Below are 24,516 nucleotides of genomic sequence, written 5' to 3'. Positions count from 1 at the left end.
GCTCTCGCTCCGCTCGGCCGGGATGACGGCGGACCTATCGGCGCTTGTTCCGCCATGGAGTTCAGAACATGCCCGTCTACGACTACGCCTGCGACGACTGCGGACCCTTCACGGCGCTGCGCCCGATGGCGGCCTTCCAGGACCCGCACGCCTGTCCGCTCTGCGGCGGCGACGCGCCGCGGGCGCTGCTCACCGCGCCGGCCCTCGCCGGCATGGACCCGGCGCGCCGGATCGCCGCCGCCACCAACGAGCGCTCCGCAAACGCGCCGAAGAGCTCGAAACAGCACGGACCCGGCTGCGGCTGCTGCTCCGGTCGTAAGCTCAAGGCGCCCGCCGAAAAGGCGGCCGCGATGAAGAGTTTTCCGTCGGCGCGGCCATGGATGATCTCCCACTAAGAGAAAGAGGCGCTATGCGCAGCGTTTCATCAGGTATCGAGGCCTGAATTTAAAATTCACGCGCCAATATAGTTTAGATGATCAATACGACATCACTGTTGCAATTCTGCAATAAGCTGATATTTTTCTAAACAGATTTCCTCTTTATATTTATGAATCAGCAGAAATCATGTCTAATAAGACATCTGATTCACCGGGGAAAACTGCAATGTCCGCTCTCAGAACACTGGCCGTCGCGGCCGGAACCTTCGCGGCCGCCTCATTCGGACCTGTGGCGGCGAACGCCGCCGACATGCCGGAGGTGATCGACGCAACCACCGCCTCGTTCGACGTCGCCTTCGGCGTCAAGGGCGCGTCCGAATGGGTGCTGCGCGGCATCACGCAGACGTCCGGCGATCCCGCCATCCAGGGCTACGTCGAACTCCAGGCGTTCGACTGGGTCTATGCCGGCGTGTGGGCCTCGAACGTCAATTTCGGCGGCACCGATCCGGCGGCCGAGATCGACTATTACGGCGGCGTCCGCCACAGCTTCGGCCCGGTCACCCTCGACGTCGGTTATGTCTGGGTGAACTTCTCGAGCGAGAACAACACGGCGCCCGGGCTCGACTACGGCAAGGTCTACGGCATCGTGAAATACGCCGTGACCGAGGCCTTCACGGTCGGCGCGAACGTCTATTACGGCGACGACTTCATCAACCGCGGCGTCGAGATCGTCCACTCGACCGGCTTCGCCAAATACGCCTTCGCGCCGCTCGCCACCATGCCGGAGGTGGGCGCCTACGTCTCGGGCTCGTTCTCCAAACAGTGGACGACCAAGAACTTCGTGAAGGACTATCTCTACTGGGACGCGGGCGTCGGCCTCACCTACAAGGCCATGACGCTCGACTTCCGCTACTCCGACACCAACCTGAAGAAGAGCCAGTGCTTCGGCTACATGGGCGACCGCAACTGGTGCGGCGACCGCTATGTCGTGAGCCTGTCGTTCGACACCTCGCTCAACAAGCTGAAGTGACGTCGTTTCCGCCGCGCCGCGTCGACGCGGCGCGGCGGAAACCTGCCCGAAAACCTAAGCGGGCGGCCGGACCTCACGAGGCTGGCGCGGACGCCGAGACCTTTATCGGGCGCGACCATCCTCGCCACGAACGGCGGTCGCGTCAGGGCGTGCGGTCACTCGATCTGGATTCGGCTTTCCCGGGCGACCGTCTCCCACCGGCTGTAGTCCGCCTCGAGCAGCTTCTCGAACGCGGCCCCGGTCTTCGCGGTCACCACCGCGCCGTCCTTGGTGAAGAGGTCGGAGACCTTGGGCATGCGCATGGCGTCGCCGGAGACTTTCGCGATCCGATCGACGATCGGCTGCGGCGTGCCGGCCCGCACCATGATCCCGAACCAGGCGCCGACCTCGAAATCCGGATAGCCGGATTCCGCCATGGTCGGCACGTTCGGCAGGATCGACGAGCGCTGCTTCGAGCTGACGGCGAGCGGCCGCAGCTTGCCGGCGCGGATGTTCGCGATGCAGGCCACGATGTTGTCGAACATCATGTCGACCCGGCCGGTCGTGAGGTCGAGCTGCGCCGGCGCGCTGCCGCGATAGGGCACGTGGACGATGTCGATCCCGGCGGTGAGCTTCAGCAGCTCGCTCGCCATCTGGTGCGTCGTGCCCGGCCCGGAGGAGGCGAAGCTGACGCCGCCGGGCTTTTGCTTCGCGAGCGCGACCAGCTCCTGCACGGAGTTCGCCTTGACGTCCGGATGGACCACCAGCACCAGCGGCATCGTGGTGAGCTCGATCACGGGGATGAAGTCCTTCCGCGGATCGAAGGCCAGCTTCTTCATCGTGACGGCGGTGATGGTGTGCGCGGCGGTCGCCATCAGCAGCGTGTAGCCGTCGGCCTGAGCCGCGGCGACCGCCCCGGTGCCGATGGCGCCGCCGGCGCCCGGCTTGTTCTCGACCACGATCGGCTGACCGAGCATGTCGCCCATCGGCGCGCCGAGGGCGCGCGACAGGATGTCGGAGGCGCTCCCCGGAGGGAACGGAACGGTGATCTGGATCGGTTTGGTCGGCCAGTCCGGCTGGACGGCCTGCGCCTTGGTCAGAAGGGCCGGCGCCGCAAGCGCGCCGACCCCAAGCGCGAGAAACTCTCTACGCCTCATGTCAGTCCTCCCCATGTTCGGCTTCTTGTTTTTTTGAGCTCGCGGATCAGGCGGTTCGGCGCTGTCGCGGCTCCTCGGTTTCGCCGAGGAACGCGCCGTCCGCGACAAGCCGCTTCTGGAGGTCCGCGACGTCGAGATGGGCGACCGGCGCGTTGCCGCGCGCGGCGAGCGCCGCCGCGGTCCCGGCCGCCTGGCCGGTGACGATGCAGGGCGCCATGTTGCGCGTCGCCCCATGGGCGAAGTGGGTCGCGGAAAGGCAGCGTCCCGCGACGATCAGATTGTCGATCCCCTGCGGCAGCAGCGAGCGATAGGGCACGTCGAACGCGCCGTCGCCGCCGACGTCCACGAAATAGGCCTGGCCGGTGTCGGGGTGGTGGATGTCCACGGGGAAGCAGATTTGGCCGACCGTATCGTCGAACTTGGCTCCCTCGAGCACGTCTTCCTTGGTGATCTCGTAACGCCCGAGGATGTTGCGGCTCTCACGGACGCCGGCGACGACCTGCGGCGCGAAGTAGCCGCGCTCGAAGCCGGGAACGTGCTTCACGAGAAACTCGCCGGCCTTCACGCACTGCCGGGTGAGGTCCTGGAAGGCGCGCGACATGGCGAGCGGGTCGGTGCCGTCGACGCCGAACACCGCGGAGGTGTTCACGTTGATGCGGTCCGGCCAGACCGTGTTAAAGAACACCTTGTGGTCGCGGTTCGGGAAGATCTTCTCTTCCGCGATGATGTCGTTCCAGGCGCTGAACGTGCCGTTGAAATAGACCGGTATCGGCTCGCTCTCGCCGGGCTTGTCCGCCATCGCCGGCGCGACCTCGCCGAGAGTCTTCGCGATCAGGCGCGTGTCGACGCGGTGGAAGTGCATCAGCATCGAGACCGGCTGCATCTTGCCGGTGCCCTCCTCGCCCTTCCGGGTCGGGGCGCCTGCGAGGGCCGCGATGTCGGCGTCGCCGCTGGTGTCGATGTAGGAGTTCGCGACCACGCGGCGCAGGCCGCCCTTCATGGCGACGGTCAGCGCGTCGATCGCGTCGCCGTCGCGCTCCACGCCCACGACGCTTGCGCCGTAAATCACCTGACAGCCGGCCTCGGCCAGCATCTCGGCCGCAAGAATGCGGAACCAGTCGCCGTCGACCGGGGTGACCGCGCTGACGAAGCCGTCATAGGGGATGTGGCCGACCGCGGCGCCGACCGTCTTCAGCCGATCGACCATCTCCTGCGCGAGGCCGAACACGGTCTGGCGGCGGTCGCGGGTGAGGAAGCTGTGGAGGCAAAGGCCCGTGGTGGCGTTGCCTCCCACGAAGGGTCTCGGCTCCAGCACCACGGCCTTGGCGCCGGCGCGCGCCGCGGCGACGCCGGCCGCGACGCCGGTCACGCCGCCGCCCACCACCACCACGTCGAAAGTCATCTTGTCCATGTCACGCGTCTCCCTGCGCAGCTTTTCTGGGCCGCGCGCTCAGCGCGCGTCCTCGTCGAGGCTTTCGAGATTGGCGAGCTGACGCGCGGCTTCGCCGTCGTCGCCCGCCGGGTCGATCTGAAGCACCGCGTCGGTGATGCGGCGGCCGGCGCGCGCGATGTGGGCGCGCATCAGCGCCTCGGCGCGGTCGCCGTCGCGCGCGTCTAGCAGGTCGATCAGGCGTCCGTGCTCGCCGATCGACGCGGCGCGATGACCGGGCGCGAGCAGCGACAGCCGGCGATAGGTCGCGACCAGAGGGTCCAGCGCCATCAGGCTGTTCTCGGCCCTGACGCTCCCCGCGACCGCCGCGATCGCCGAATGGAACTCGCCGTTCAGCGCGACCAGCGAGGCGATGTCGTCGCGCCCGTTGGCCTCGAGCGTCCTCGTGTGGATCTTCCGCAGCGCGGCGATCTCGTCCGGGGCGACGCGCGAGCACGCGGCGCGGATCATCGCGCCCTCGATGGCGGCGCGTAGGAAATAGACCTCCGCCACGTCCTGGGGTTTCGGCCGGAACACCCTGAGGCCGCGCGGCGTGCTCTCGACCAGCCCGTTCGCCACCAGCCGCTTCACCGCCTCGCGCACCGGCGTGCGGCTGATCGCGAGCTCTTCGGCCAGCTTGACCTCGGAGATGACGTCGCCGCCGCGCAGGCGCCCCGAGATGATCATCTCGCGCAGCGTCTCGTAGGCCTGCTCGTAGCGGGTCGGGGCGGGGCCGGGGCGGCTCGAAACATCCTGCATGGCGACCTGCATACAGGTCTGCATGCGAGTCTTCAAGCCATCCGCCGGCCCGCTGGCCGAAGGTAGAACGAGCGACTCGGGCGGACTGCGAAAACGGCCCGCGGTGGGTCCGTCACCGGTGACGCGCGGACGCGCCGCGCTGGCGCGGGCTCGGGCGGTTCAGACGCCGTCGTCGAGCAGCGCGGCGAAGGGGCCGAGCGCCGGATTGCGGTTGTCGTCGCTCCAGACCGCATGCAGCTCGGCGCGCGCGGCGCCGAGCTCGAGCGGGCGGAAGACCACATTGTCGAAACAGGCGTTGCGCGCCTCGCTCGGCACGATCGCGAGGCCGAGCCCGGCGCTCACCAGCGCGAGGATCGCCTGGGCGTGCTTCATCTGCTGGATGCGAAGCGGCTCGACGCCCGCCTCCGACAGCGCTCCCTCGACGATGTCGTGGAGGTGCCGGGCCTCCGGCGCATAGGCGATGAAGGGCGCGCCCGCGAGCAGGCCGAGCGGCGGGCGCCGGCGCGCGGCGAGCGGATGGTCGGCGGGGATCGCGAGCGCGAGCGTCTCGCGCGTCACGCAGCGCGACCTCACCCGCCGCGTCTCCGGGATCGGCCGGACGAGCCCGAGGTCGATGCGGCCGAATTCGAGCTCCACGACCTGCTCGGCGGAATCGAGCTCCCGCCATGTCAGCGCGACGTCCGGCAGCTCCCGCCGCGCCCGCGCGACCAGCCGCGGCAGGTAACCGTAGCAGGTCGCGCCGATGAACCCGACGGTCAGCGCGCCGGCGCCGCGGCCCGCCGCGCGACGCACGGCCTGGATCGCGTCCTCGGCGCGCCGCAGCAGCGCCTGCGCCTCGGCCATGAAGGCGTGGCCCGCCGGCGTCAGCGTCACGCTGCGGGTGGTGCGCTCGAACAGCCGCGCGTCGAGCGCGCGTTCGAGCGCTTGGACCTGCCGGCTGAGCGCGGACTGGGTGAGATTGAGCCGTCGCGCCGCGCGGCCGAAGTTCAGTTCGCCCGCGACCACCAGAAAGGCGCGAGCCTGGGCGAGCTCCAACATTGATGCGTTTCCCGCATGAAATTCATGAAAACATAGCCTTGGACGCGCACGAAAGACAAAGCGTATCCCTCGCCCCGAGACGCCGGCGCGGAACAGCCGGCCCGCGAGGAGGAGACGCCCGATGACCGCCGTCGATCAGCCCGAAGCCCTGAAGATCGCCGCGACCGCCCCCGGCGGCGACCGCATCGCCTGGGCGAAGCTCTCGCTCTGCTTCCTGCCGCTGAAGACCCCGATCTCGGACGCCAAGGTTCTCACGGGCCGCCAGAATCCGCTCACCGAAGTCGCGATCCTGTTCTGCGAGATCGAGACCCGCGACGGCTTCCGCGGCATGGGCTTTTCCTATTCGAAGCGCGCCGGCGGCCCGGGCATGTTCGCGCACGCCAAGGAGATCGCCGACCGGCTGATCGGCGAGGACCCGAACGACATCGAGAAGATCTGGACCAAGCTCGTCTGGGCGGGGGCCTCGGTCGGCCGTTCGGGCCTCGCGACCCAGGCGATCGCCGCGATCGACATCTGCCTCTGGGACCTCAAGGCCAAGCGCGCGGGCCTGCCGCTCTCGAAGCTCATCGGCTCCCATCGCGACAGCGTGCGCTGCTACAACACCTCAGGCGGCTTCCTGTCGACCCCCCTCCCCGAGGTTCTGGAGAACTGCGCCGCGTCCCGCGAGAAGGGCATCGGCGGCATCAAGATCAAGGTCGGCCAGCCGGACTGGTCCAAGGACTTCGAGCGCGTGAAGGCGGTCCGAAAGCTCCTCGACAACGGCTTCCCGCTCGCCGTAGACGCCAATCAGCAGTGGGACCGTCCGACCGCCATGCGCGTCGGCCGCGCGCTGGAGGACTTCGACCTGTTCTGGATCGAGGAGCCGCTCGACGCCTATGACGCCAAGGGCCACGCCATGCTCGCCGCCGATCTCGCGACCCCGATCGCGACCGGCGAGATGCTGACCTCGGTCGCCGAGCATTACGAGCTGATCCGCAACGACAGCGTGGACTTCATCCAGCCGGACGCCGGCCGCGTCGGCGGGATCACGCAGTTCCTGAAGATTATGAACATGGCCGACCACGCCGGCCTGATGATGGCCCCGCATTTCGCCATGGAGATCCACCTCCACCTCTGCGCCTGCTATCCGCGCGAGCCGTGGGTGGAGCATTTCGACTGGCTGGAGCCGCTGTTCGACGAGAGCCTGGAGATCAGGGACGGCCGCATGGTGGTGCCGGACCGCCTGGGCCTCGGCGCGACCATCAGCGAGCAGGCCCGCGCGTGGGTGGTGGACAGCCACGAGGTCGGCAAGCGGGGGTGATCTCTCCGCGCCGTCATGGTCCGGCTTGACCGGACCATCCATGTCAAACGTCGAGCGCTAAGCCGACCATGGGTCCTCCGGTCAAGCCGGAGGACGACGCCTCATCCTGAGGCGCCCCCTACTCCACTAGCGCCTCTTCGCGCTTTCGGGCGATCTTCGGCGAGAACATCGCGATCAGCAGCAGCGCGACGATGGCGAGGATCGCCGCGCTGATCGGCGACGTCACGAACACGGTCACGTCGCCGTCGGCCAGCAGCATGGCGCGGCGGAAGTTCTCCTCGAGCTGCGGCCCGAGCACGAGGCCGAGCAGCAGCGGCGCGGGCTCCACGCCGACCTTGATGAAGAAGTAGCCGATCGCGGCGCAGCCCAGCATCAGCCAGACGTTGAACATCGAGTTGGAGATGCCGTAGGCGCCGATGCAGCAGAACAGCACGATCGCTGGGAACATCAGCCGGTAGGGGATCTTCAGCATCGCGATCCAGACGCCGATCATCGGCAGGTTGATGACCAGCAGCATCAGGTTGCCGGTCCACATGCTCGCGATCAGGCCCCAGACCAGCGCCGGCTGCTCGGTCATGATCTGCGGGCCGGGCTGGATGCCGTGCATCATCAGCGCGCCGATCATCAGCGCCATCAGCGCGTTCGACGGGATGCCGAGCGTCAGCAGCGGGATGAAGCTGGTCTGCGCGCCGGCGTTGTTGGCGGCCTCCGGCCCCGCGACGCCCTCGATCGCGCCATGGCCGAAGCGCGAGGGATCGCGCGCGGCCTTCTTCTCCAGCGCATAGGCGGTGAAGGGCGGCAGCGCCGCGCCGCCGCCCGGCAGCACGCCGAGGAACGAGCCGATCGCGGTGCCGCGGACCATCGCGGGGAAGGCCTGGCGCAGGTCCGGCCAGCTCGGCATCAGGCTGCCGACCTTCTGCGCCACGACGCGCCGCTCGGCCGGGCGTTCGAGGTTGGCGATGATCTCGCCCAGCCCGAACAGACCCATGGCGACCGGGACGAAGTCGAGCCCGTCCGCGAGGTTCGGGATGCCGAAGGTCATGCGCGAGGCGCCGGAGGAGACGTCGATGCCGACGATCCCGAGGATCAGCCCCAGCACGATCATGGCGAGCGCCTTGGCGACCGAGCCGTGGGCGAGCACAACCGCGGCGATCAGGCCGAGCACCAGCAGGGAGAAATACTCCACCGCCGTGAACTTGAGCGCGAGCGCGGCGAGCGGGATCGCGAGCAGCGCGATGACGATCGTGGCCACGGTGCCGGCGAAGAAGGAGGAGATGGCGGCGATCGCCAGCGCGTGCCCGGCGCGGCCCTTCTTCGCCATCTGGTGGCCGTCGATGCAGGTGACGACCGACGAGGTCTCGCCCGGCACGTTGACCAGGATCGCCGTCGTCGAGCCGCCGTATTGCGCGCCGTAGAAGATGCCGGCGAGCATGATGAAGGCGGTCGCGGGCTCCAGCCCGAAGGTGAAGGGCAGCAGCAGCGCGACGGTCGGGATCGGCCCGATGCCGGGCAGCACGCCGATCGCGGTGCCGATCAGGACGCCGAACAGGCAATAGAGCAGGTTCTGCGGCTCGACCGCGACCTGCAGGCCGAGGAACAGGCTGTCAAAAAGCTCCATGCCGTCACCAGGGCCAGGCGGGAATGGGGAGCGCCAGCGCCTTCACGAACAGCAGCACGGAGGCCGCGGCGAGCGCGAGCGCGAACAGGACGACTTCGACCGGCCGGGTCTCGTCGCTGCCGGCGGCGGCGACCAGCACCGTCGCGACGGCGGCGAGAGCCAAGCCCGCCTTCACGCCGAGCAGGGCGAAGGCCGCGATCGCGCCCAACACCGCCACGAAGGGACGCAGGCGGGGACGCTCGATCGGCTCGCCGCCGCGGCTGAAGCCGCGCGCGGCGAAGAACAGCCCGAAGGCCATCGCGATCCCGGCGAGCACACGCGGCATGAAACCCGGGCCCATGTCCGCCGGCGAACCGAAGCTCAACGTCCGCGTCGCGTAGAACACCAGCGCGGCGACGACGATGAGGAACGCGCCGAACAGCGCGTCCTGCAGGTCGAAGCGGGTGGTCACGGCCTTACTGGCCCTTAATCCCGGCGTCGGCGATGATCTTGCCCCAGCTCTCAGTGTTGGTCGCGAGCCAGCTCTTGAGGTCGTCCGCCGGTCCGCCGACCACGCGGCCGCCCTGCTGCTTGATGCGCTCGATCACCTCGGGGCGCTTCAGCGCCTCGTTCACCGCGGCGTTCACCGCGGCGATCTTCTCAGGCGGCGAGCCGGCGGTGGTCAGCAGGCCCTGCCACGAGCCGACGTCGGGCTGCGGCAGCTTCGCCTCCTTGAAGGTCGGGAGATCGGGCGCGGCGGCGACCCGCTCGTCGCCCGTCACCGCGAGGCCCTTGAGCTGGCCGTTGGTCACGAAAGGCAGCGTCGCGGTGGCGCCGTTGATGATCACCTTGCTCTCGCCGGAGACCACGGCCTGGGTCGCGGCCGCGCCGCCCTTGTAGGGCACGGTTTTCCACTGGACGCCGAGCTCCTTCGCGAGCGCGACGGCGGTGATGTGGTTGACGCCGCCGATGCCGGAGTTCGCGACCGCGAGCTTGCCCGGATTGGCCTTGGCGTAGGCGAGCAGGCTCGCGACGTCGGTCACGCCCTCGAGCTTGGGGTTCACCGCCAGCACATAAGGCGAGAACATCACCATCGTCACCGGCGCGAGGTCTTCGAGCGGCTTGTAGGTGAGGTCGGCGAAGAGGCCGGGAGCCGAGGCCACGGTGCCGACGTCGGTCAGCAGGTAGGTCTGGCCGTCCTTGTCGGCCTTGGCGACGGCGTCCGCGCCGATGTTGCCGGCGGCGCCCGGCTTGTTCTCGACGACGACCGTCTGGCCGATCTTCTCCGAGAGCAGCGGCGCGATGATGCGGGCGAGGGTGTCGGAGGTGCCGCCCGGAGCGTAAGGCACCACGATGCGGACCGGGCGATCGAAGGTCTGCGCCGTGACGGGTGCCGCGCCGAAAGAGGCGCCGGAGAGCGCGATGGCGCAGGCGAGCGCGCAGGCCGCGCGGCGGGTGACGGTCATGGATTCCTCCCAGGGAACGCTGCGTTCGCAGACTGTTGGGAGAACCGTCCCTGCAAAGACGATGGCCGTCCAAGACAAATCCGGCATGGATCGATGCCGAAATTGGATCGGTCCCGCGTTAAGGCTCCTCCCCGAGGATGATCGCGAGGGCCCGCGCGGAGGCCGGATTCTCGTTGTCGCGCCGCCAGACGGCGCCGAGTTCGGCGGTCTCGCCGGCCTGTGCGATCTCGCGATAGGCCACGCCCTCGAAATGGAGCTGGCGCGCCGCCTCCGGCACAAGCGCGACCCCGAGCCCGATCCTGACCAGCGCCAGCACCGAATGGATCTGGCTGACATGCTGGGCGATCGTCGGCTGGGCGCCTGCGGCCGAGAACAGCCTGAGCGTGAGGTCGTGGAAGTAGCGCGCCTCGAAGGGCGAATAGCTGATCAGCGGATCGCCGCCGAGTTCGGCGAGGTCGACGGCGTCGCGGTCCGCCAGCCGATGGTCCGGCGGCAGCGCCACGATCATCGGCTCGCGCAGAACGATGCGGAACTCGAGCCCGGCATGGCGCACCGGCGGGCGCACCAGCCCGATGTCGATGCGGCCGTTCGCCAATGCGTCCAGCTGGGCCGAGGTGACGGCCTCCCTGAGCGCCACGTCGACGCCGGGCAGGCGCCGCTTCAGCCGCTGGAACACGTCCGGCAGGAATCCGTAGCCGGAGGCCGCGGTGAAGCCGATCGTCACCGCGCCGGCGTCGCCCTCCGAGACGCGCCGGATCGACATGGCCGCGCCCTCGGCGAGCGACAGCAGACGGCGCGCTTCGGGAAGGAAGGTGCGCCCCGACGACGTCAGGGCCACGCGGCGGTGGGAGCGCTCGAACAGCCGCGCCTCGAGCAGATGCTCGAGCAGTTGGATCTGCCGGCTCAGCGGCGGCTGCGTCATGTTCAGCCGACGAGCCGCGCGGCCGAAATGCAGCTCCTCGGCCACCGCCACGAAGCAGCGCAGGTGGGTGAATTCGAACATGCGCCCGCTCGATACCCAATGAGCATCGATCGATGCCTCTTATAGCTTAGACCGGAATGACGACGCCGACTAGCGTCGCTCGCGTGAGGCCGATGCGGCGTGAAGACCGTGCGGCCCATGAGGAAACCGCGCCCGGGAGAGGCACATCATGATGCGCATCATCAGGTTACTGGCGGTGGCGGCGTCCGCGCTCGCCCTCGTCGCGCCGCACGTCGCGGCGGCGACCGACTACCCGATACGGAACATCACGATGATCGTGCCGTTCCCGCCCGGCGGCGCGTCCGACACGGCGGCGCGCATCGTCAGCCAGCAGCTCGAGAAGCAGTTGGGCAAGAACATCATCGTGGAGAACAAGCCCGGCGCGACCGGCAACACCGGCGCCCGGCTCGCCGCGAGCGCCGCGCCGGATGGCTACACGCTGCTGTGCGCCGCGCTGTCGGTCTGGTCGATCAACGCGGCGCTGTTCCGGGACCTGCCCTACGATCCGGCCAAGGATTTCGACCACCTCACAGTCGCGGTGCGCACGCCGAACGTGCTCGTGGTGCGCAAGGAGTTCCCGGCGAAGGACTACAAGGAGTTCGTCGAATACCTGAAGGCGCATCCGGGCGAAGTGACGTTCGCGAGCTCCGGCAGCGGTTCGTCGGACCATCTGACCGCCGAACTCTGGTGGCAGAAGACCGATACGAAGGCGGTGCACGTGCCCTACAAGGGCGGCGGACCGGCCATCGCCGACCTGATCGGCGGCCACGCCGACGCCTCGTTCGCGAATCTCGGCAACATCTATCCGCAGGTGAACCTCGGCAAGGTCCGCGCGCTCGCCATCACCTCGGAGAAGCGCGATCCGCTGCTGCCGGACGTCCCGACGCTCGCCGAGCTCGGCCTCCAAGGCGGCGAGGTCTACTCCTGGCAGGCCTTCGGCGGCCCCAAGGGCATGCCCGAAGACGTGCGGACGAAGCTCGCGACCGAGATGATCAAGGCGCTGCACGAGCCGCACGTCAAGGAAGCCTTCGCCAAGACCGGCTTCGAGATCGTGGCCAACACGCCGGAGGAGTTCCGCGACTTCCAGGCCGGCGAGATCGCCCGCTGGAAGGAGGTCGTGGCCAAGGGGAACATCCCGTCGCCGTAAGACCAGACGCGACGCTTCACCTCGCCCGGCCGGGAGAGGTGAAGACCTCCGCCCTTCGCCGTCCTTCCGGAGCCCCTCCCGTGACCACCCTCGCAGACGACGTCCAGCGGCAATCCTCGGTCCGCGCCGCGACCCCCGTGGTGACCGACCTCAAGGTCGTCCCCGTCGCCGGCCACGACTCCATGCTGATGAACCTGAGCGGCGCCCACGGCCCGTTCTTCACCCGCAACCTCGTGATCCTGACCGACAGCGCCGGCCACGTCGGCCTCGGCGAGGTGCCGGGCGGCGAGAAGATTCGCCAGACGCTGGAGGACGCCCGGGAGCTGATCGTCGGCCGACCGATCGGCGCCTGGAACGCGGTCCTGAACGAGATGCGCTCCGCCTTCGCCGACCGCGACAGCGGCGGGCGCGGTCTCCAGACCTTCGATCTGCGCATTACCATCCATGCGGTGACGGCGGTCGAGAGCGCCTTCCTCGACCTGCTCGGCCAGCACCTCGACGTCCCCGTCGCGGCCCTTCTCGGCGAAGGCGTGCAGCGGCCGGCGGTCGAGATGCTCGGCTACCTGTTCTATGTCGGCCCGCGCACTAAGACCGACCTGCCCTACCGCGCCCCGATGGCCGCGGACGGCTGGCTCAGGCTTCGCGACGAGGAGGCGATGACGCCCGAGACCGTCGCGCGGCTCGCCGAAGCCGCGAAGGAGCGCTACGGCTTCAACGACTTCAAGCTCAAGGGCGGCGTGCTCCGGGGCGAAGAGGAGATCGCGGCCGTCACCGCGATCAAGGACCGCTTTCCGGACGCCCGCGTCACGCTCGACCCGAACGGCGCCTGGTCGCTCGACGAGGCGATCCGGCTCTGCAAGGGCCAGGGCCACGTGCTCGCCTACGCCGAAGACCCGTGCGGCGCCGAGCAGGGTTTTTCCGGCCGCGAGATCATGGCGGAGTTCCGCCGCGCGACGGGCCTTCCGACCGCCACCAACATGATCGCGACCGACTGGCGCCAGATGCGCCATGCGATCCAGCTCGGCTCGGTCGACATCCCGCTCGCCGATCCGCATTTCTGGACGCTCGCAGGCGCCGTCCGGGTCGCTCAGCTCACACGCGACCACGGCCTCACCTGGGGTTCGCATTCGAACAACCACTTCGACGTCTCGCTCGCCATGTTCACCCACGCGGCGGCGGCGGCGCCGGGCAAGGTGACCGCGATCGACACCCACTGGATCTGGCAGGACGGCGAGCGCCTGATCAAGGAGCCGCTTCAGATCAAGGGCGGACTCGTCGCGCTGCCCGAGCGGCCGGGCCTCGGCGTCGAGATCGACTGGGCGCACGTCGAGAAGGCCCACGAGCTTTACAAGCGCCATGGCCTCGGGGCGCGCGACGACGCGGCCGCCATGCAGTTCCTGATTCCGAACTGGACCTTCGACAACAAGCGCCCGGCGATGGTGCGCTGAGACGAGACGACGCCCCCTCCGTCATACCCGCCTTCGCCGGGCATGACGCCGATTGACGGCCCGACCAAGAGAAGAGCGACGCGCCATGGACATGCCGAAAAACACCTTCAAGGCCGCGATCTCGTCCGGCCGCCAGCAGATCGGCCTGTGGTCGAGCCTCGCGAGCAACATCTCCACCGAGGTGATCGCGGGCTCAGGCTTCGACTGGATCCTGCTCGACATGGAGCATTCGCCGAACGACCTTGGCGACATCTACGTCCAGCTCCAGGCCATGATGGAGAACGCGACGCAGGCGGTGATCCGCATGCCGAGCGACGATCCGATCGCGATCAAGCGCATCCTCGACGCCGGCGCGCAGTCGCTGATGATCCCGAACGTCGAGGACGCCGGACAGGCGGCCCGCGTGGTGGCGGCGACGCGCTATGCGCCCCGCGGCGTGCGCGGCTTCAGCCAGGCGCCCCGCGCCGCCCGCTTCGGGCGCGTGCCGAACTACCACGCCACCTGCGAGGCCGAGATCTGCGTGATCGTGCAGATCGAGAGCCAGAAGGCGCTCGACAACATCGAGGAGATCGCGGGCGTGGAGGGCGTCGACGCCCTGTTCGTCGGCCCGGGCGACCTGTCGACCAGCCTCGGCTACATCGGCCGCCAAGGCCACGCCGACGTCGTCGCCGCGATCGAGAAGACCATCGCACGCATCACGGCGACGGGACGCGCCTGCGGGATCCTCACCGGCGACGAGACGCTCGCGCGCCGTTACATGGCCGCCGGCACGATCTTCACCGCGGTCGGCTCCGATATGACGCTGCTCGCCCGGACGACCGAAGCGCTCGCGGCCCGGTTCAAAGGCTGACGGGGGAGTACGGCTTCCCTCGCCCACCGTCTCTCAACAGCTTTTCCACAGCCTTACCCACAGACGGGAGACCATCATGAACGTCGGTTTCGTCGGCCTCGGCATCATGGGCAAGCCCATGGCGGGCCATCTCATCGCGGGCGGCCACACGCTCTTCCTCAAGACCCGCCGCGAGGTTCCGGCCGAGCTGGTCGCCGCCGGAGGGACGGCCTGCGCGACCGCGAAAGAGGTCGCCGAAAAGTCCGACGTCGTCATCACCATGGTGCCGGACACGCCGGACGTCGAAGCCGTGCTGTTCGGCGAGGACGGAATCGCCGAGGGTCTGTCGGCCGGCAAGACCGTCGTCGACATGAGCTCGATCTCGCCGATCGCCACCAAGGCCTTCGCCGAGAAGATCGCGGCCAGGGGGGCCGCCTATCTCGACGCGCCGGTCTCCGGCGGCGAGGTCGGCGCGAAGAACGCCTCGCTCACCATCATGGTCGGCGGCGACGAGGCGACCTTCGACAAGGTGAAGCCGCTGTTCGAGCTGATGGGCAAGAACGTCACGCTCGTCGGCCCCACCGGCGCGGGCCAGTCCACCAAGGTCGCGAACCAGATCATCGTGGCGCTCACCATCGGGGCGGTCGCCGAAGGGCTGCTGTTCGCGTCCAAGGCAGGCGCCGATCCGGCCAAGGTCCGGCAGGCTCTGACCGGCGGGCTCGCGACCTCGCGCATCCTCGAGCTTCACGGCGAGCGGATGATCAGGCGCACCTTCGATCCGGGCTTCCGGATCGAGCTTCACCAGAAGGACCTGAACCTCGCGCTCGAAGGCGCGAAGTCGCTCGGCCTCGCGCTGCCCGCGACCGCGGTCGCGCAGCAGCTGTTCTCGGTCTGCGTCGCGAACGGCGGCAAGGCCTGGGACCATTCGGGCCTCGCCCGCGCGCTCGAGATCATGTCGAACCACGAGATCGCCGACGCCTCGTGACCTGAGGGCCCGCGACGGGGCGCGCGACGTCGCGCGTCCCGCCCGCCTTCGGCGCGGACCAAGGCCCGGCGCCGCGCGTGTGATTCGACAGTTCGCCGCATTTACGCCACATATGTGTCAAGCCCCCGCCAGGGCGGCATGTACAGGGCGTAGATCATGATATCGAACAGGATCATGGGCCTGCTGGCCCTCGGTTTCGGGCTCGCCTTCGCGGCGCCCGCGCAGGCCACCGTGGTGGCGCAGATCAGCCTCTCGCAGCAGCGCATGGACGTGATGGTGGACGGCGTCCGGGCCTATTCCTGGCCGGTTTCCACCGCGCGTCGCGGCTACGTCACGCCGACCGGCAGCTACCGGCCGTTCCGCACGGAAAAGATGTGGCGTTCCCGGAAATACGACATGTCGCCGATGCCCTATTCGGTGTTCTTCCGCGGCGGCTACGCCGTGCACGGCACCACCTATGTGCGCTCGCTCGGACGGCCCGCGAGCCACGGCTGCGTGCGCCTGCAGACCGCGAACGCGGCGACGCTCTACGCGCTGGTGCAGAAGAAGGGCATGGCGCGCTCGCGCATCGTCATCACGCGCTGAACGCCATGCTTCGCGCGGCGCTCAGGCCGCGACGGGCGTCGCCCGCGTGACGATGCGCTCGCCCTCCACCTCGGCCTCGATCGTCACCTCCATGTTCGCGGCCTTGGCCACGAGGCCGGCGTAGAACGGCTGGATGACGTGGGCGTCGACGCGGTCTTCCGGCGCGCGGCCGGCGATCAGATCGACCACGTTTGCGGGCACGCGCGCGGTCGGTCCGGTCGCGACGATGCGGAAGGCGGTCGCGTCGCCCTCGCCCTCGGCGGAGACGGCGATGACGCCGCCGCGCGGGATGGTCGTGGTCGCGACCAGCACGAGGTTGAGCAGCAGCTTGACCTTGTTCTTCAGCAGAAGCTGGCGGTTCGCCTCCCAGACCAGCTTGGTCTTCTGGTCCTCGATGAAGCCGCGCGCCACCTGCTCGGCGTCGCCGAGGTCGAGCACGGCCGCGGCCGATCCCGCCGCGCCGAAGGCGATGCGGCAGAACTGCAGGCGCGCGGAGGCCTGCGCCGCGCTCTTCTTGATCAGGTCGAAGGCGAAGCCGCGCATGCCCTCGTCCTTCTCGTCCTCGAGGATCTCGAGGCCGTTGACGATGGCGCCGACCGGGCTGATCACGTCATGGCAGACGCGGCTCGCGATCAGCGCCGCGAGGTCGAGGCCGTCGAGCGTGATGATCTGCGAGGGCGGCGAGGCGTCGGAGGTTGACATGGGAGCTCCTGCCGAGGCTTGGAGAGGACCTGAACGCCGAGCCGACTCAAAGCTGTCCACGAACGGCTTGGAGCCTGATACACGCTACGTTGCGCGCCCTCAAGGCGACGCCGTCCCCTCCCCCCCGGAGCCCGATCGATGTCCCAGCCCGCCTTCGACGCGCGCCTGCTCGCGGCCCTGTCCGGACTGTGCTCCGAGGCCGGCCGCGCGATCCTCGACGTCTATGACGCCGAGGCGGTGGCCGTGCGCGAGAAGGACGACCGCAGCCCCGTCACCGACGCAGACGAGAAGGCGGAGGCCATCCTGCATGCCGGCCTCGCCAGGCTGCTGCCGGGCGTCGCCGTCATCGCCGAGGAGGCCGCGTCGCGCGACGGCGTGCCGGCCGCGGCCCCCGACTCCTTCCTGCTGGTCGATCCGCTCGACGGCACCCGCGAGTTCCTGTCGCGCAACGGGGAGTTCACCGTGAATGTCGGGCTGGTGGTCGACGGCCGGCCGGTCGGCGGCTGCGTGCACGCGCCCGCGCTCGGCGCGACCTGGATCGGCGCCGAGGGGCTCGGCGCCCGCAAAGCGGTCGCCGCGATCCGCGAAACGCCCGCCGAGGCCGAGTTCTACGACGTCTCGGTCCGGCAGGCGGCGACCGGCGCGCTCTGCGCGGTGGCGAGCCGCAGCCATTCCGACGCCGAGACGGAAGCGTTCCTCGAACGGCTCGGCGTCACCGAGCGCCGCTCGGCCGGCTCATCGCTGAAGTTCTGCCTGGTGGCGGAGGGCGCGGCCGACGTCTATCCCCGCTTCGGCCCGACCATGGAATGGGACACCGCCGCGGGCCACGCCGTGCTCGCGGCCGCGGGCGGCGCCGTGACGGCCCCCGACGGCTCGCCGTTCCGCTACGGCAAGTCCGAGGCCGGCTTCCGCAACGGCGGCTTCGTCGCCTGGGGACGCCGGGGCTGAGCGCTCAGCGCGCGAGCTGGGCCTCGACGCGCGGCCAGGCCTTCTCGGCGGGGCGCGGATCGCGGAAGGCGTCGCGCTCGTCGGGCGTGCGGAACAGATAGAGCCGCTCGCCGCGCACGGCGAAGATCAGCGGATGGCCGGCCGCGGGCGCGCCGTTCGCGACCGCCGCAGGATCGTAGCCGCCGAAGCGCGGGGCGTAGACCTCGGGAGCGGACAGGAAGGCCGCCATGTTCGCGGCGCTCGCGAAGCGCCACGCGGCGCCGTTCCACTCGGCCTCGTGCTCGCGCTGTCCCGGCACGGCGCGGCCGTCGGTGAAGTAGGCGACCGGATCGTAGCCGTAGAGCGCGATGCCATTCGCGGGGTCGGACACGTAGCGCTCGTCGACGCCGGGCGTCGCCGCGGCGGGAACGATCCCGCCGAGACCTGCGATCGCCAAGGCTGCGAGAACGCTGCGCACGTCGCCGGACCTCCCCCGCCGCGCCGTCGCGGCCTCCCCGTCTCCGCTCCTTCTACATCCGCGCCGTTCACCTTTGAGTAAACCCGATCGCTCAAATTCGACGCATCGGCGCGTCTTCCGTGATTCGCACGGCATCGAGCGCGCCCACGGACGAGAAGGATGAACGCGATGTCGTGGAACGCGATCGTCGCCGCCGCAGCGCTCGTGGCCGGCATGACCCTCCCGCACGCCGCCTCGGCGCAGTACGCCGGACCCGAGCCCACCCGCGCCGCCTATTCCGACGGCGAGTACGGCGGGGCGCGACCGACCTATTCGAGCCAGGAGATCCTGGACAAGGGCCACGCCTTCTTCGGCTCGATGTCGCGCGGCCTCGCGGGCATCGTCGAGAAGGCCACCAGCCAGTGGGGCGAGCCCAACGGCTACATCCTCGGCGAGGAAGCCGCCGGCGCCTTCGTCGGCGGCCTGCGCTACGGCGAGGGCAAGCTGTTCACCCGCGACGGCCAGGAGCAGCGCGTCTACTGGCAGGGCCCCTCGCTCGGCTTCGACTTCGGCGGCGACGGCGCCCGGACCATGATCCTGGTCTACAACCTGCCGGCGAACGAGGCGATCTTCAGCCGCTTCGCCGGCGTCAACGGCTCGGCCTATCTGGTCGGCGGCCTCGGCATGACGGCGCTGAAGGACTACAACACCGTGCTGGTGCCGATCCGCACCGGCCTCGGCGTCCGGCTTGGCGTCAACGTCGGCTACCTCAAGGTCACGCCGCACTCGACCTGGAACCCATTCTGATCCGCGCCCGGCGCTCCCCCGGCTTGGCCTCGGGGGGCGCCTGTGCCATGCTCCAGCGACGAACGCCACCGGCGCTCGCCGGGGCGGCGGCGCTCGCGCGGAGGCCCCGCATCGCATTCCGCGAGCACGCCTGAATGGTCGAGCCAGCCCTGTACGCCGCCTTCGGCGCCTGCGTCGCGACGCTGATCCTGCTGCTGTTCCTGCCGCTGTTCTGGAACCGCGCGGTGCGCCTCACCACGCGCCGGCTCGCGGGCCGGCTGCCCGTCTCCGTCTCCGAGATCGTCGCCGCGCAGGACCGGCTGCGCGCCGAGCACGCCGTCTCCCTGCGCGCGACCGAGCGGCGGGCGGAGACGATGCTGGCGGAGGCGGCGCGCGAGCGGGTGGAGGCCGGCGCGCTGCGCGCCGGGCAGCTCGCGCTCAAGGCCGAGGCGGCGGACCTGCGCGAGACGGTGAAGCGGCTCGAGACTCAGAACGCGCTGCATCGCGGCGATCTCGACCGCACCAGCGCCGAGTTCGCCGACGCCCTCAAGGCGCTCGACGCCGCCAAATCGGACGCGCGCGCCGCGAACCGCGGCCGCGACGTGGCCCGCAAGGAGGCGCTCGCGGCCCAGACCGCGGCGGAGGGGCTGCGCGTCGACCTCGCCGCCGCCGAAGCCGCGCTCGTCTCGGCCCGCGCAAGCCTCGCCGAGACCGAGGCGCGGCTCGCCCGCACCCAGAACGCGCTGACGCTGATCGAAGCCGAGGCCGCCTCGAAAACCGCGCTGCTCGCGGAAGCGCAGGCACAGCGGCTCGCGGCGGAGAAGCGCCTCGTCGAGGAGACCGCGGCGCTGGTCGCGGCCCGGGCGACAAGCGCGCGCGGCGCGGCCCCGTCGCCCGCCTCCGACGACGACCTCATGCTCGAACTGCGCACAAAGCTCGACGAACTCGCCGACGCGATCGTGCGGGCCGAAGACGGCCGGCCGGTCGAGCCTGCGCGCGCGAAGCCCCAGCCGCCGGCGGCGGCTTCCGGCGTAACCGGGCTGCTGCCGAGCCACGCCTGAGGCGGGCCGTCAGCGTGGCGCGCGAACCCCGCCGAAGCCCAGCCCCAGCGCGAGGCAGGCCGCCAGCGAGGCGGCCGCCACGACCCCGAAGCCGGCGGTGAAGCCGAAGGCGTCGCCGAGCGCGCTGACGAGCCACCAGCCGACCACCGCCACGATGGCGTCCATGCTCTGGAACAGGGTGAAGTCCACGCCGGCCTGATCGGGCGAGGCGCGTCCCATCAGCTCCGAATAGACCGCGACGAAGCCGAGCGAGAGCGTGCCCGCCGAGACGAAGGCGATGGCTGAGAGCAGCGCCGGGGAATGGATCTCGGCGTAGGCGCACAGCGCGAAACCCACGGTCGCCGCGGCCTGGGCCGCGAGCGCGGCGGCCATGACGCCGAAGGCGCCGTAGCGGCGCACCAGCGCGCCGCCGCCGGCCGCGCCGGCGAGCCCGACGACCGTGACGCCGACGCCCTGGAGAACGCCGAGCAGCGTCAGGCTCAGGCCGGCGTCGATCAGGAACGGGCCGATCAGCACCGAGGCCCATTTCTGGCCGAGCGCGTAGAACGCGATCAGCGCGAGGCCGGACCGCATCTCCGGGCGCTTCAGCGCCGCCATGATCGATTGCGGCGGCCGGTCCGGCCGGGCCGCGCGCGCCCCATCGGGCGCCAGCAGGAACGGCAGCGCGAGCCCGACCAGGATCGCGACCATGACCAGCGTCGACGGCGTCCAGCCGAGATGGTCGATCAGCACGAGGAACAGGCCGCCGCCGATCGCCGCACCGAGATAGGCGCCGCCGACCTGGACCGCGTTGCCCCAGCCGCGGTCCTTCTCCGCGAGGCTTTCGACCGCATGGCCGTCGCAGGCGATGTCGACGGTCGCCGAGCAGAACGAGGCGATCACCATCGCGACCATCAGCGGCAGCAGCGCCGAGGTTCCGATCAGCGCGCAGGCGGCGATCGCGCCGGCGCCGAAGGCGCCGACCACGCCCACGACCAGCCGCGACCGCCGCGGCCCCACATGCGGCGAGCGGAACCGCTCTACCGCCGGCGACCAGAGGAACTTGAACGACCACGGCAGCACCGTGATCAGCACGAGCGCGATGTCGTTCAGCGACCCCCCGCTCTGGCGCATCACGGCGGGGAGGCCCGTGAAGATCACCCCGCCGATCACGCTCTGCGCGGTGTAGAGCCCGCCGAGCCCGACCAGAAGCCGGACCGGCGATGCGCTCCCGCTCCGCGGGCCGTTCGCCAGATTCACCAGCGGTACTTCAGGCTGGCGATGACCTTGCGGCCCTCATCGAAGTAGCAGTAGTTCGACGAGCAGACCTGTTCGACCTTGTCGAGCAGGTTGGTGGCGTTCACCTGCAGCTTCAGCCCTTTCAGCTTGGGATTCAGGTTCTCGAGCTCGTAAGACGCCTTGGCGTCGACGAAGGCGCGGGCCTTGTTGGCGATGACCGAGCGGTTCGCGTTGTCGCCGAAGTTGCGCCCCGTGTAGCGGACGCCGGCGCCGAGGCTCAGCCCCTTCGCCGCGCCGTCCGGCACGTCATAGCCGCCCCAGAGCGAGAACGAGTGCTTGGGAATGCTGGTGAGGTTCTTGCCCTTGATGCTGTCAGGCTTGCCGATCTTGGTGTCGACATAGGCGTAGGAGGCCAGCAGGTTGACGCCGTTCACGAGCGTCGCCGCAGCCTCGATCTCGAAGCCGCGCGACCGGAAGTCGAGCTGGGTCTGCCGGTTGCTTGAGCCGGACGAGTCCGTGACCACCGCGTAGACGATGCCGTCGTCCTGCTTCAGGTTAAAGACGGAGGCGTTGATGGTCGCGTTGACGTCCGGGAATTTGTACTTGACGCCCGCCTCGACCTGCTCGCCCACGGTCGGCTTCGTCACGGTCCCGTCGATGACGGTGCCCGGATTCGGGACGAAGGACGTGCCGTAGCCGACATAAGGCGTGAGACCGAACTCTGTGACGTAGCTCAGGCCGACGCGGCCGGTGAACTTGCCGTCGTTCTGCTTCTGCGTTCCCCTCGTCGTCGCATAACCCGTAAGATTACCGAGTTCGTCGTAGACGCCAGCCACTTGACTGGACTTGTACGTGCTGTCGAACCAGTCGTAGCGGCCGTTGAGCGTCAGACGCCAGGCGTCCATCTTCAGCTCGTCTTGCGCATAGACGCCGACCAAGCTCTGATCCTGCTTGGACCTGAACGGCGTCGCCGCATCCGATCCGAAATCCGGGACTTGGATGTCGTCGGGATCGGAATAGTAACTCAACGCATATTTCGACGAGTACTTCAGCAGGCTGACGTCCACGCCTGTCAGCAGCGTGTGCGAGACCGGACCCGTCTGAAGCTCGGTCTTCAGATAGGTGTCCGCCGCCAGAGCGACGAACTGCTCCTTGACCAGACCGGCGCCGCCCGCCTCCGAGAGTTCGCTGTACCGGCCATTGTATTCCTCGCGCTGGGTCAGCGCCGACCCGCGAACGTTCTGGTGGAGGCTGACCGTGTCGCTGAAGCTGTGCTTGAACTCGTAGCCGACCCGGCCCTGATCCTGCGTGAAGTTGTTGAACTTGCCGTTGGCGAGCTGCGTCTTCACCGCACCGATCGAGTTAAAGTCGGCGTCGTAATGGTTCACATAGGCGGCCGATCCGCCGGTCCGGCCATGCATGAACTCGGTCAGGATGGTGAGCTCGGTGTCGTCGCTCGGCCGGAAGGTGACGGCCGGCGCGATGAAGTAGCGGTCGTCCGGCACGTATCTCATCTCTGTGTTCGCGTCCCGCGCGAGGCCGGTCAGCCGGTAGAGCACCGTGCCCTGCTCGTTCAGCGGCCCGCCGATGTCGAAGCTGACCTGCTTGCGCGCGTGAGAGCCCGTCTGGACCTCGACCTCGCCGAACTTGTAGTCGGTCGGACGCTTCGAGATCAGGTCGATGACGCCGACAGAGGCTCCGGCGCCGTACAGGGCGGAGGACGGCCCCTTGAGCACCGTGACCGACTCGAGTCCGTAGGGCTCCAGCCGGAAGAGGCCGCTTGGGCTGCTGAACTGGCGCAGGCCGTCGCGGAACACGCCGGTGTAGGTGACGTCAACCCCGCGGATGAAGAAGCTGTCGAAGCGCGGGTCGGCGCCGTAGGCGCCCGTGCGAACGCCAGGCGTGTAGTTCAGGGCTTCCTGAAGATTCTGCGGCCGGCGGTCGTCGAGCTGCTTCTGGGTGACGGTGTTGATCGTCGCCGGGACCTCGTTCACCGGCGTGTCGGTCTTGGTGGCCGAGCGCGTGGTCTTGGCGACGTAGCCGTCATTGGTGGCGACGCCCGGCGCGCCGTCGACGCGAGCGCCCGCCGCCTGCCCCTCGACCGAGATCTCCTCGAGCACCGTCGTCCCGCCGGCCGCGCCTTGAGCCTGCGCGCCCTGCGGCAGCGACAGAACGGCGAGCGAGGCGCTCGCAAGCAGAGCGTGCGACATACGGGACATGAAACGGAACTCCGGCGTGAAACGAATGCCGCCCGTACAGGAGACTCCGCAGCACACTCAAGAGCTCGCGAAAATATTCGAATTCGAACAATTCAAATCTATGGCGAATTCATCCGCCATCCATGGAAATATGCCGGGCATATCAGGGATTAGGAGGTTATTTTATTGTCTTCCCGTGGCGACGCGACAAGATCATCGCCGCCTCGCCGAATGATGTCGCCGCGCGACATCACGGAGCCGTGATTCGCGAACGGCCTGCGCGAAAGACGAGGCCGCGGCGACGACCGGGCCGAGGCGTCGCGCGCCGCCGATGGCATTTGGCATAACTTGGAGACCTGCCCATGAACCCCGAGTCACTTTTCGGCCACAGAGCGGCGGCGATCGTCCGCGGCGGCGCCGGCGCGCTCGCCGCGGCGGCCGTCGTCGCGCTCTCGCCCGCCCCGGTGGCCGCGGGCGAGGCCGTGGTGCGCGTCGCCCGCCAGCCCGGCGTCGACACGCTGGCGTTCCGCTCCGCGCGCGAGCGGGACGCGGCGTTCGCCGCGCTGTCGCGGCATCTCGCCCGGCTGGCCGAAACCCGGCTACCCGCGGGCCAGTCGGTCACGATCGAGCTGATCGATCTGCGGCCCGCCGGCCAGTTCGAGCCGTGGCGGACGAACTTCCAGGACGTGCGGGTGCTGCGCGACGTCACGCCGCCGCGGGTGACGCTGTCCTACGTCCTCAAGGAGCGCGGCCGCACGCTCGCCCGCGGGCGAGAGACCCTGAGCGACATGAACTATCTCGCGAACCCGTCGGCGCGCTCGTCGCTGTCGAGCTGGCCTTACGAGAAGGAGCTGCTGTCCGACTGGTTCCGGTCGCGGCTGGTGCTGCGCCGCCCGGCGCCCTGACCGTCTGCGGCCTTACGCCGTTCGGAGGGCGTTTCCAGCGGCCGCGGATGCGTGTAAGGCGATATTGCAGTGCGGTCACATCATCAGCGGACGGGCGGGCGATGGCGCTTTCCAATTCCACGGCGACAGCGGTTCAGGCCCCCCTCAAGGCGCT

The 24,516-nt window shown here is 69.4% G+C and carries 24 protein-coding genes; 12 read left to right on the top strand and 12 right to left on the bottom strand.

What is annotated here, in order from left to right; all coding sequences use genetic code 11:
* Positions 1–68 precede the first annotated feature (68 nt).
* Positions 69–395 (top strand): FmdB family zinc ribbon protein, encoded by a 327-nt coding sequence (locus tag ACFSCV_RS07705; RefSeq protein ID WP_378798584.1) that lies wholly within the window; start codon positions 69–71, stop codon positions 393–395.
* Positions 396–603: 208 nt separating this feature from the next.
* Positions 604–1,407 (top strand): TorF family putative porin, encoded by an 804-nt coding sequence (locus tag ACFSCV_RS07700; RefSeq protein ID WP_378798582.1) that lies wholly within the window; start codon positions 604–606, stop codon positions 1,405–1,407.
* A gap of 155 nt (positions 1,408–1,562) precedes the next feature.
* Here the strand turns inward: ACFSCV_RS07700 and ACFSCV_RS07695 are convergent, their stop codons facing one another.
* The 4 genes from ACFSCV_RS07695 to ACFSCV_RS07680 form a co-directional block, all read right to left on the bottom strand.
* The gene (locus ACFSCV_RS07695; protein WP_378798580.1) at positions 1,563–2,543 is read right to left on the bottom strand and encodes a Bug family tripartite tricarboxylate transporter substrate binding protein; all 981 of its coding nucleotides are present in this window, start codon (positions 2,541–2,543) and stop codon (positions 1,563–1,565) included.
* A gap of 46 nt (positions 2,544–2,589) precedes the next feature.
* On the bottom strand, positions 2,590–3,954 hold the full coding sequence (locus ACFSCV_RS07690) for an FAD-dependent oxidoreductase (RefSeq protein ID WP_378798579.1): 1,365 nt from the start codon (positions 3,952–3,954) through the stop codon (positions 2,590–2,592).
* A gap of 39 nt (positions 3,955–3,993) precedes the next feature.
* Positions 3,994–4,755, bottom strand: a complete 762-nt coding sequence (locus ACFSCV_RS07685; RefSeq protein ID WP_378798577.1) for a GntR family transcriptional regulator — start codon at positions 4,753–4,755, stop codon at positions 3,994–3,996.
* A 135-nt stretch (positions 4,756–4,890) separates the two neighbouring features.
* Positions 4,891–5,769, bottom strand: a complete 879-nt coding sequence (locus ACFSCV_RS07680) for a LysR family transcriptional regulator (protein WP_378798575.1) — start codon at positions 5,767–5,769, stop codon at positions 4,891–4,893.
* Between the two features lie 121 nt (positions 5,770–5,890).
* Here ACFSCV_RS07680 and ACFSCV_RS07675 point away from each other — a divergent pair, with 121 nt between their 5' ends.
* Entirely contained in the window at positions 5,891–7,069 is a 1,179-nt protein-coding gene (locus ACFSCV_RS07675) for an L-talarate/galactarate dehydratase (protein WP_378798574.1), read from the top strand.
* Between the two features lie 118 nt (positions 7,070–7,187).
* On the opposite strand, the gene ACFSCV_RS07670 is transcribed toward ACFSCV_RS07675, so the two are convergent.
* From ACFSCV_RS07670 to ACFSCV_RS07655, 4 genes are all read right to left on the bottom strand, one after another.
* Complete coding sequence (locus ACFSCV_RS07670) at positions 7,188–8,687, bottom strand: tripartite tricarboxylate transporter permease (RefSeq protein WP_378798572.1); 1,500 nt, start codon at positions 8,685–8,687, stop codon at positions 7,188–7,190.
* A 4-nt stretch (positions 8,688–8,691) separates the two neighbouring features.
* Positions 8,692–9,138, bottom strand: a complete 447-nt coding sequence (locus ACFSCV_RS07665) for a tripartite tricarboxylate transporter TctB family protein (protein ID WP_378798570.1) — start codon at positions 9,136–9,138, stop codon at positions 8,692–8,694.
* Positions 9,139–9,142: 4 nt separating this feature from the next.
* Complete coding sequence (locus tag ACFSCV_RS07660) at positions 9,143–10,132, bottom strand: Bug family tripartite tricarboxylate transporter substrate binding protein (protein WP_378798568.1); 990 nt, start codon at positions 10,130–10,132, stop codon at positions 9,143–9,145.
* A 118-nt stretch (positions 10,133–10,250) separates the two neighbouring features.
* Positions 10,251–11,135 (bottom strand): LysR family transcriptional regulator, encoded by an 885-nt coding sequence (locus tag ACFSCV_RS07655; RefSeq protein ID WP_378798566.1) that lies wholly within the window; start codon positions 11,133–11,135, stop codon positions 10,251–10,253.
* A gap of 148 nt (positions 11,136–11,283) precedes the next feature.
* On the opposite strand from ACFSCV_RS07655, the gene ACFSCV_RS07650 reads away from it, so the two are divergent.
* The 5 genes from ACFSCV_RS07650 (at position 11,284) to ACFSCV_RS07630 (ending at position 16,108) form a co-directional block, all read left to right on the top strand.
* Positions 11,284–12,261 (top strand): Bug family tripartite tricarboxylate transporter substrate binding protein, encoded by a 978-nt coding sequence (locus tag ACFSCV_RS07650; protein ID WP_378798564.1) that lies wholly within the window; start codon positions 11,284–11,286, stop codon positions 12,259–12,261.
* Between the two features lie 80 nt (positions 12,262–12,341).
* Positions 12,342–13,709: a glucarate dehydratase gene (gudD, locus tag ACFSCV_RS07645; protein WP_378798562.1), complete on the top strand. Its 1,368-nt coding sequence runs from the start codon at positions 12,342–12,344 to the stop codon at positions 13,707–13,709.
* An 85-nt stretch (positions 13,710–13,794) separates the two neighbouring features.
* Entirely contained in the window at positions 13,795–14,559 is a 765-nt protein-coding gene (locus ACFSCV_RS07640; RefSeq protein WP_378798560.1) for an HpcH/HpaI aldolase family protein, read from the top strand.
* 76 nt (positions 14,560–14,635) lie between these two features.
* On the top strand, positions 14,636–15,523 hold the full coding sequence (locus tag ACFSCV_RS07635) for a 2-hydroxy-3-oxopropionate reductase (RefSeq protein WP_378798558.1): 888 nt from the start codon (positions 14,636–14,638) through the stop codon (positions 15,521–15,523).
* A gap of 156 nt (positions 15,524–15,679) precedes the next feature.
* Positions 15,680–16,108 (top strand): L,D-transpeptidase, encoded by a 429-nt coding sequence (locus tag ACFSCV_RS07630; protein WP_378798556.1) that lies wholly within the window; start codon positions 15,680–15,682, stop codon positions 16,106–16,108.
* Positions 16,109–16,129: 21 nt separating this feature from the next.
* Here the strand turns inward: ACFSCV_RS07630 and chpT are convergent, their stop codons facing one another.
* Positions 16,130–16,810, bottom strand: a complete 681-nt coding sequence (chpT, locus tag ACFSCV_RS07625; RefSeq protein ID WP_378798554.1) for a histidine phosphotransferase ChpT — start codon at positions 16,808–16,810, stop codon at positions 16,130–16,132.
* A gap of 138 nt (positions 16,811–16,948) precedes the next feature.
* Here chpT and cysQ point away from each other — a divergent pair, with 138 nt between their 5' ends.
* Positions 16,949–17,758 (top strand): 3'(2'),5'-bisphosphate nucleotidase CysQ, encoded by an 810-nt coding sequence (gene cysQ / locus ACFSCV_RS07620; protein ID WP_378798552.1) that lies wholly within the window; start codon positions 16,949–16,951, stop codon positions 17,756–17,758.
* A 4-nt stretch (positions 17,759–17,762) separates the two neighbouring features.
* Here cysQ and ACFSCV_RS07615 read toward each other — a convergent pair whose 3' ends face one another.
* On the bottom strand, positions 17,763–18,215 hold the full coding sequence (locus tag ACFSCV_RS07615; RefSeq protein WP_378798550.1) for a YHS domain-containing (seleno)protein: 453 nt from the start codon (positions 18,213–18,215) through the stop codon (positions 17,763–17,765).
* Between the two features lie 168 nt (positions 18,216–18,383).
* Here ACFSCV_RS07615 and ACFSCV_RS07610 point away from each other — a divergent pair, with 168 nt between their 5' ends.
* Positions 18,384–19,001 carry a DUF1134 domain-containing protein gene (locus ACFSCV_RS07610; protein ID WP_378798830.1) on the top strand — a complete coding sequence of 206 codons (618 nt, stop codon included), beginning with the start codon at positions 18,384–18,386 and terminating at the stop codon, positions 18,999–19,001.
* Positions 19,002–19,135: 134 nt separating this feature from the next.
* Entirely contained in the window at positions 19,136–20,041 is a 906-nt protein-coding gene (locus tag ACFSCV_RS07605) for a hypothetical protein (protein WP_378798548.1), read from the top strand.
* 9 nt (positions 20,042–20,050) lie between these two features.
* On the opposite strand, the gene ACFSCV_RS07600 is transcribed toward ACFSCV_RS07605, so the two are convergent.
* Positions 20,051–21,280 (bottom strand): MFS transporter, encoded by a 1,230-nt coding sequence (locus ACFSCV_RS07600; RefSeq protein ID WP_378798546.1) that lies wholly within the window; start codon positions 21,278–21,280, stop codon positions 20,051–20,053.
* Positions 21,277–23,478 carry a TonB-dependent siderophore receptor gene (locus ACFSCV_RS07595; protein WP_378798544.1) on the bottom strand — a complete coding sequence of 734 codons (2,202 nt, stop codon included), beginning with the start codon at positions 23,476–23,478 and terminating at the stop codon, positions 21,277–21,279. The genes ACFSCV_RS07600 and ACFSCV_RS07595 overlap by 4 nt, the downstream gene beginning before the upstream one ends.
* 341 nt (positions 23,479–23,819) lie before the next feature.
* Here ACFSCV_RS07595 and ACFSCV_RS07590 point away from each other — a divergent pair, with 341 nt between their 5' ends.
* On the top strand, positions 23,820–24,362 hold the full coding sequence (locus tag ACFSCV_RS07590) for a DUF3016 domain-containing protein (RefSeq protein ID WP_378798542.1): 543 nt from the start codon (positions 23,820–23,822) through the stop codon (positions 24,360–24,362).
* Positions 24,363–24,516: the final 154 nt, after the last annotated feature.

It is taken from the genome of Methylopila henanensis, assembly GCF_042681025.1.
Classification (GTDB): Bacteria; Pseudomonadota; Alphaproteobacteria; order Rhizobiales; family Methylopilaceae; genus Methylopila; species Methylopila henanensis.
This window is presented reverse-complemented; position numbering and strand designations above follow the sequence as displayed.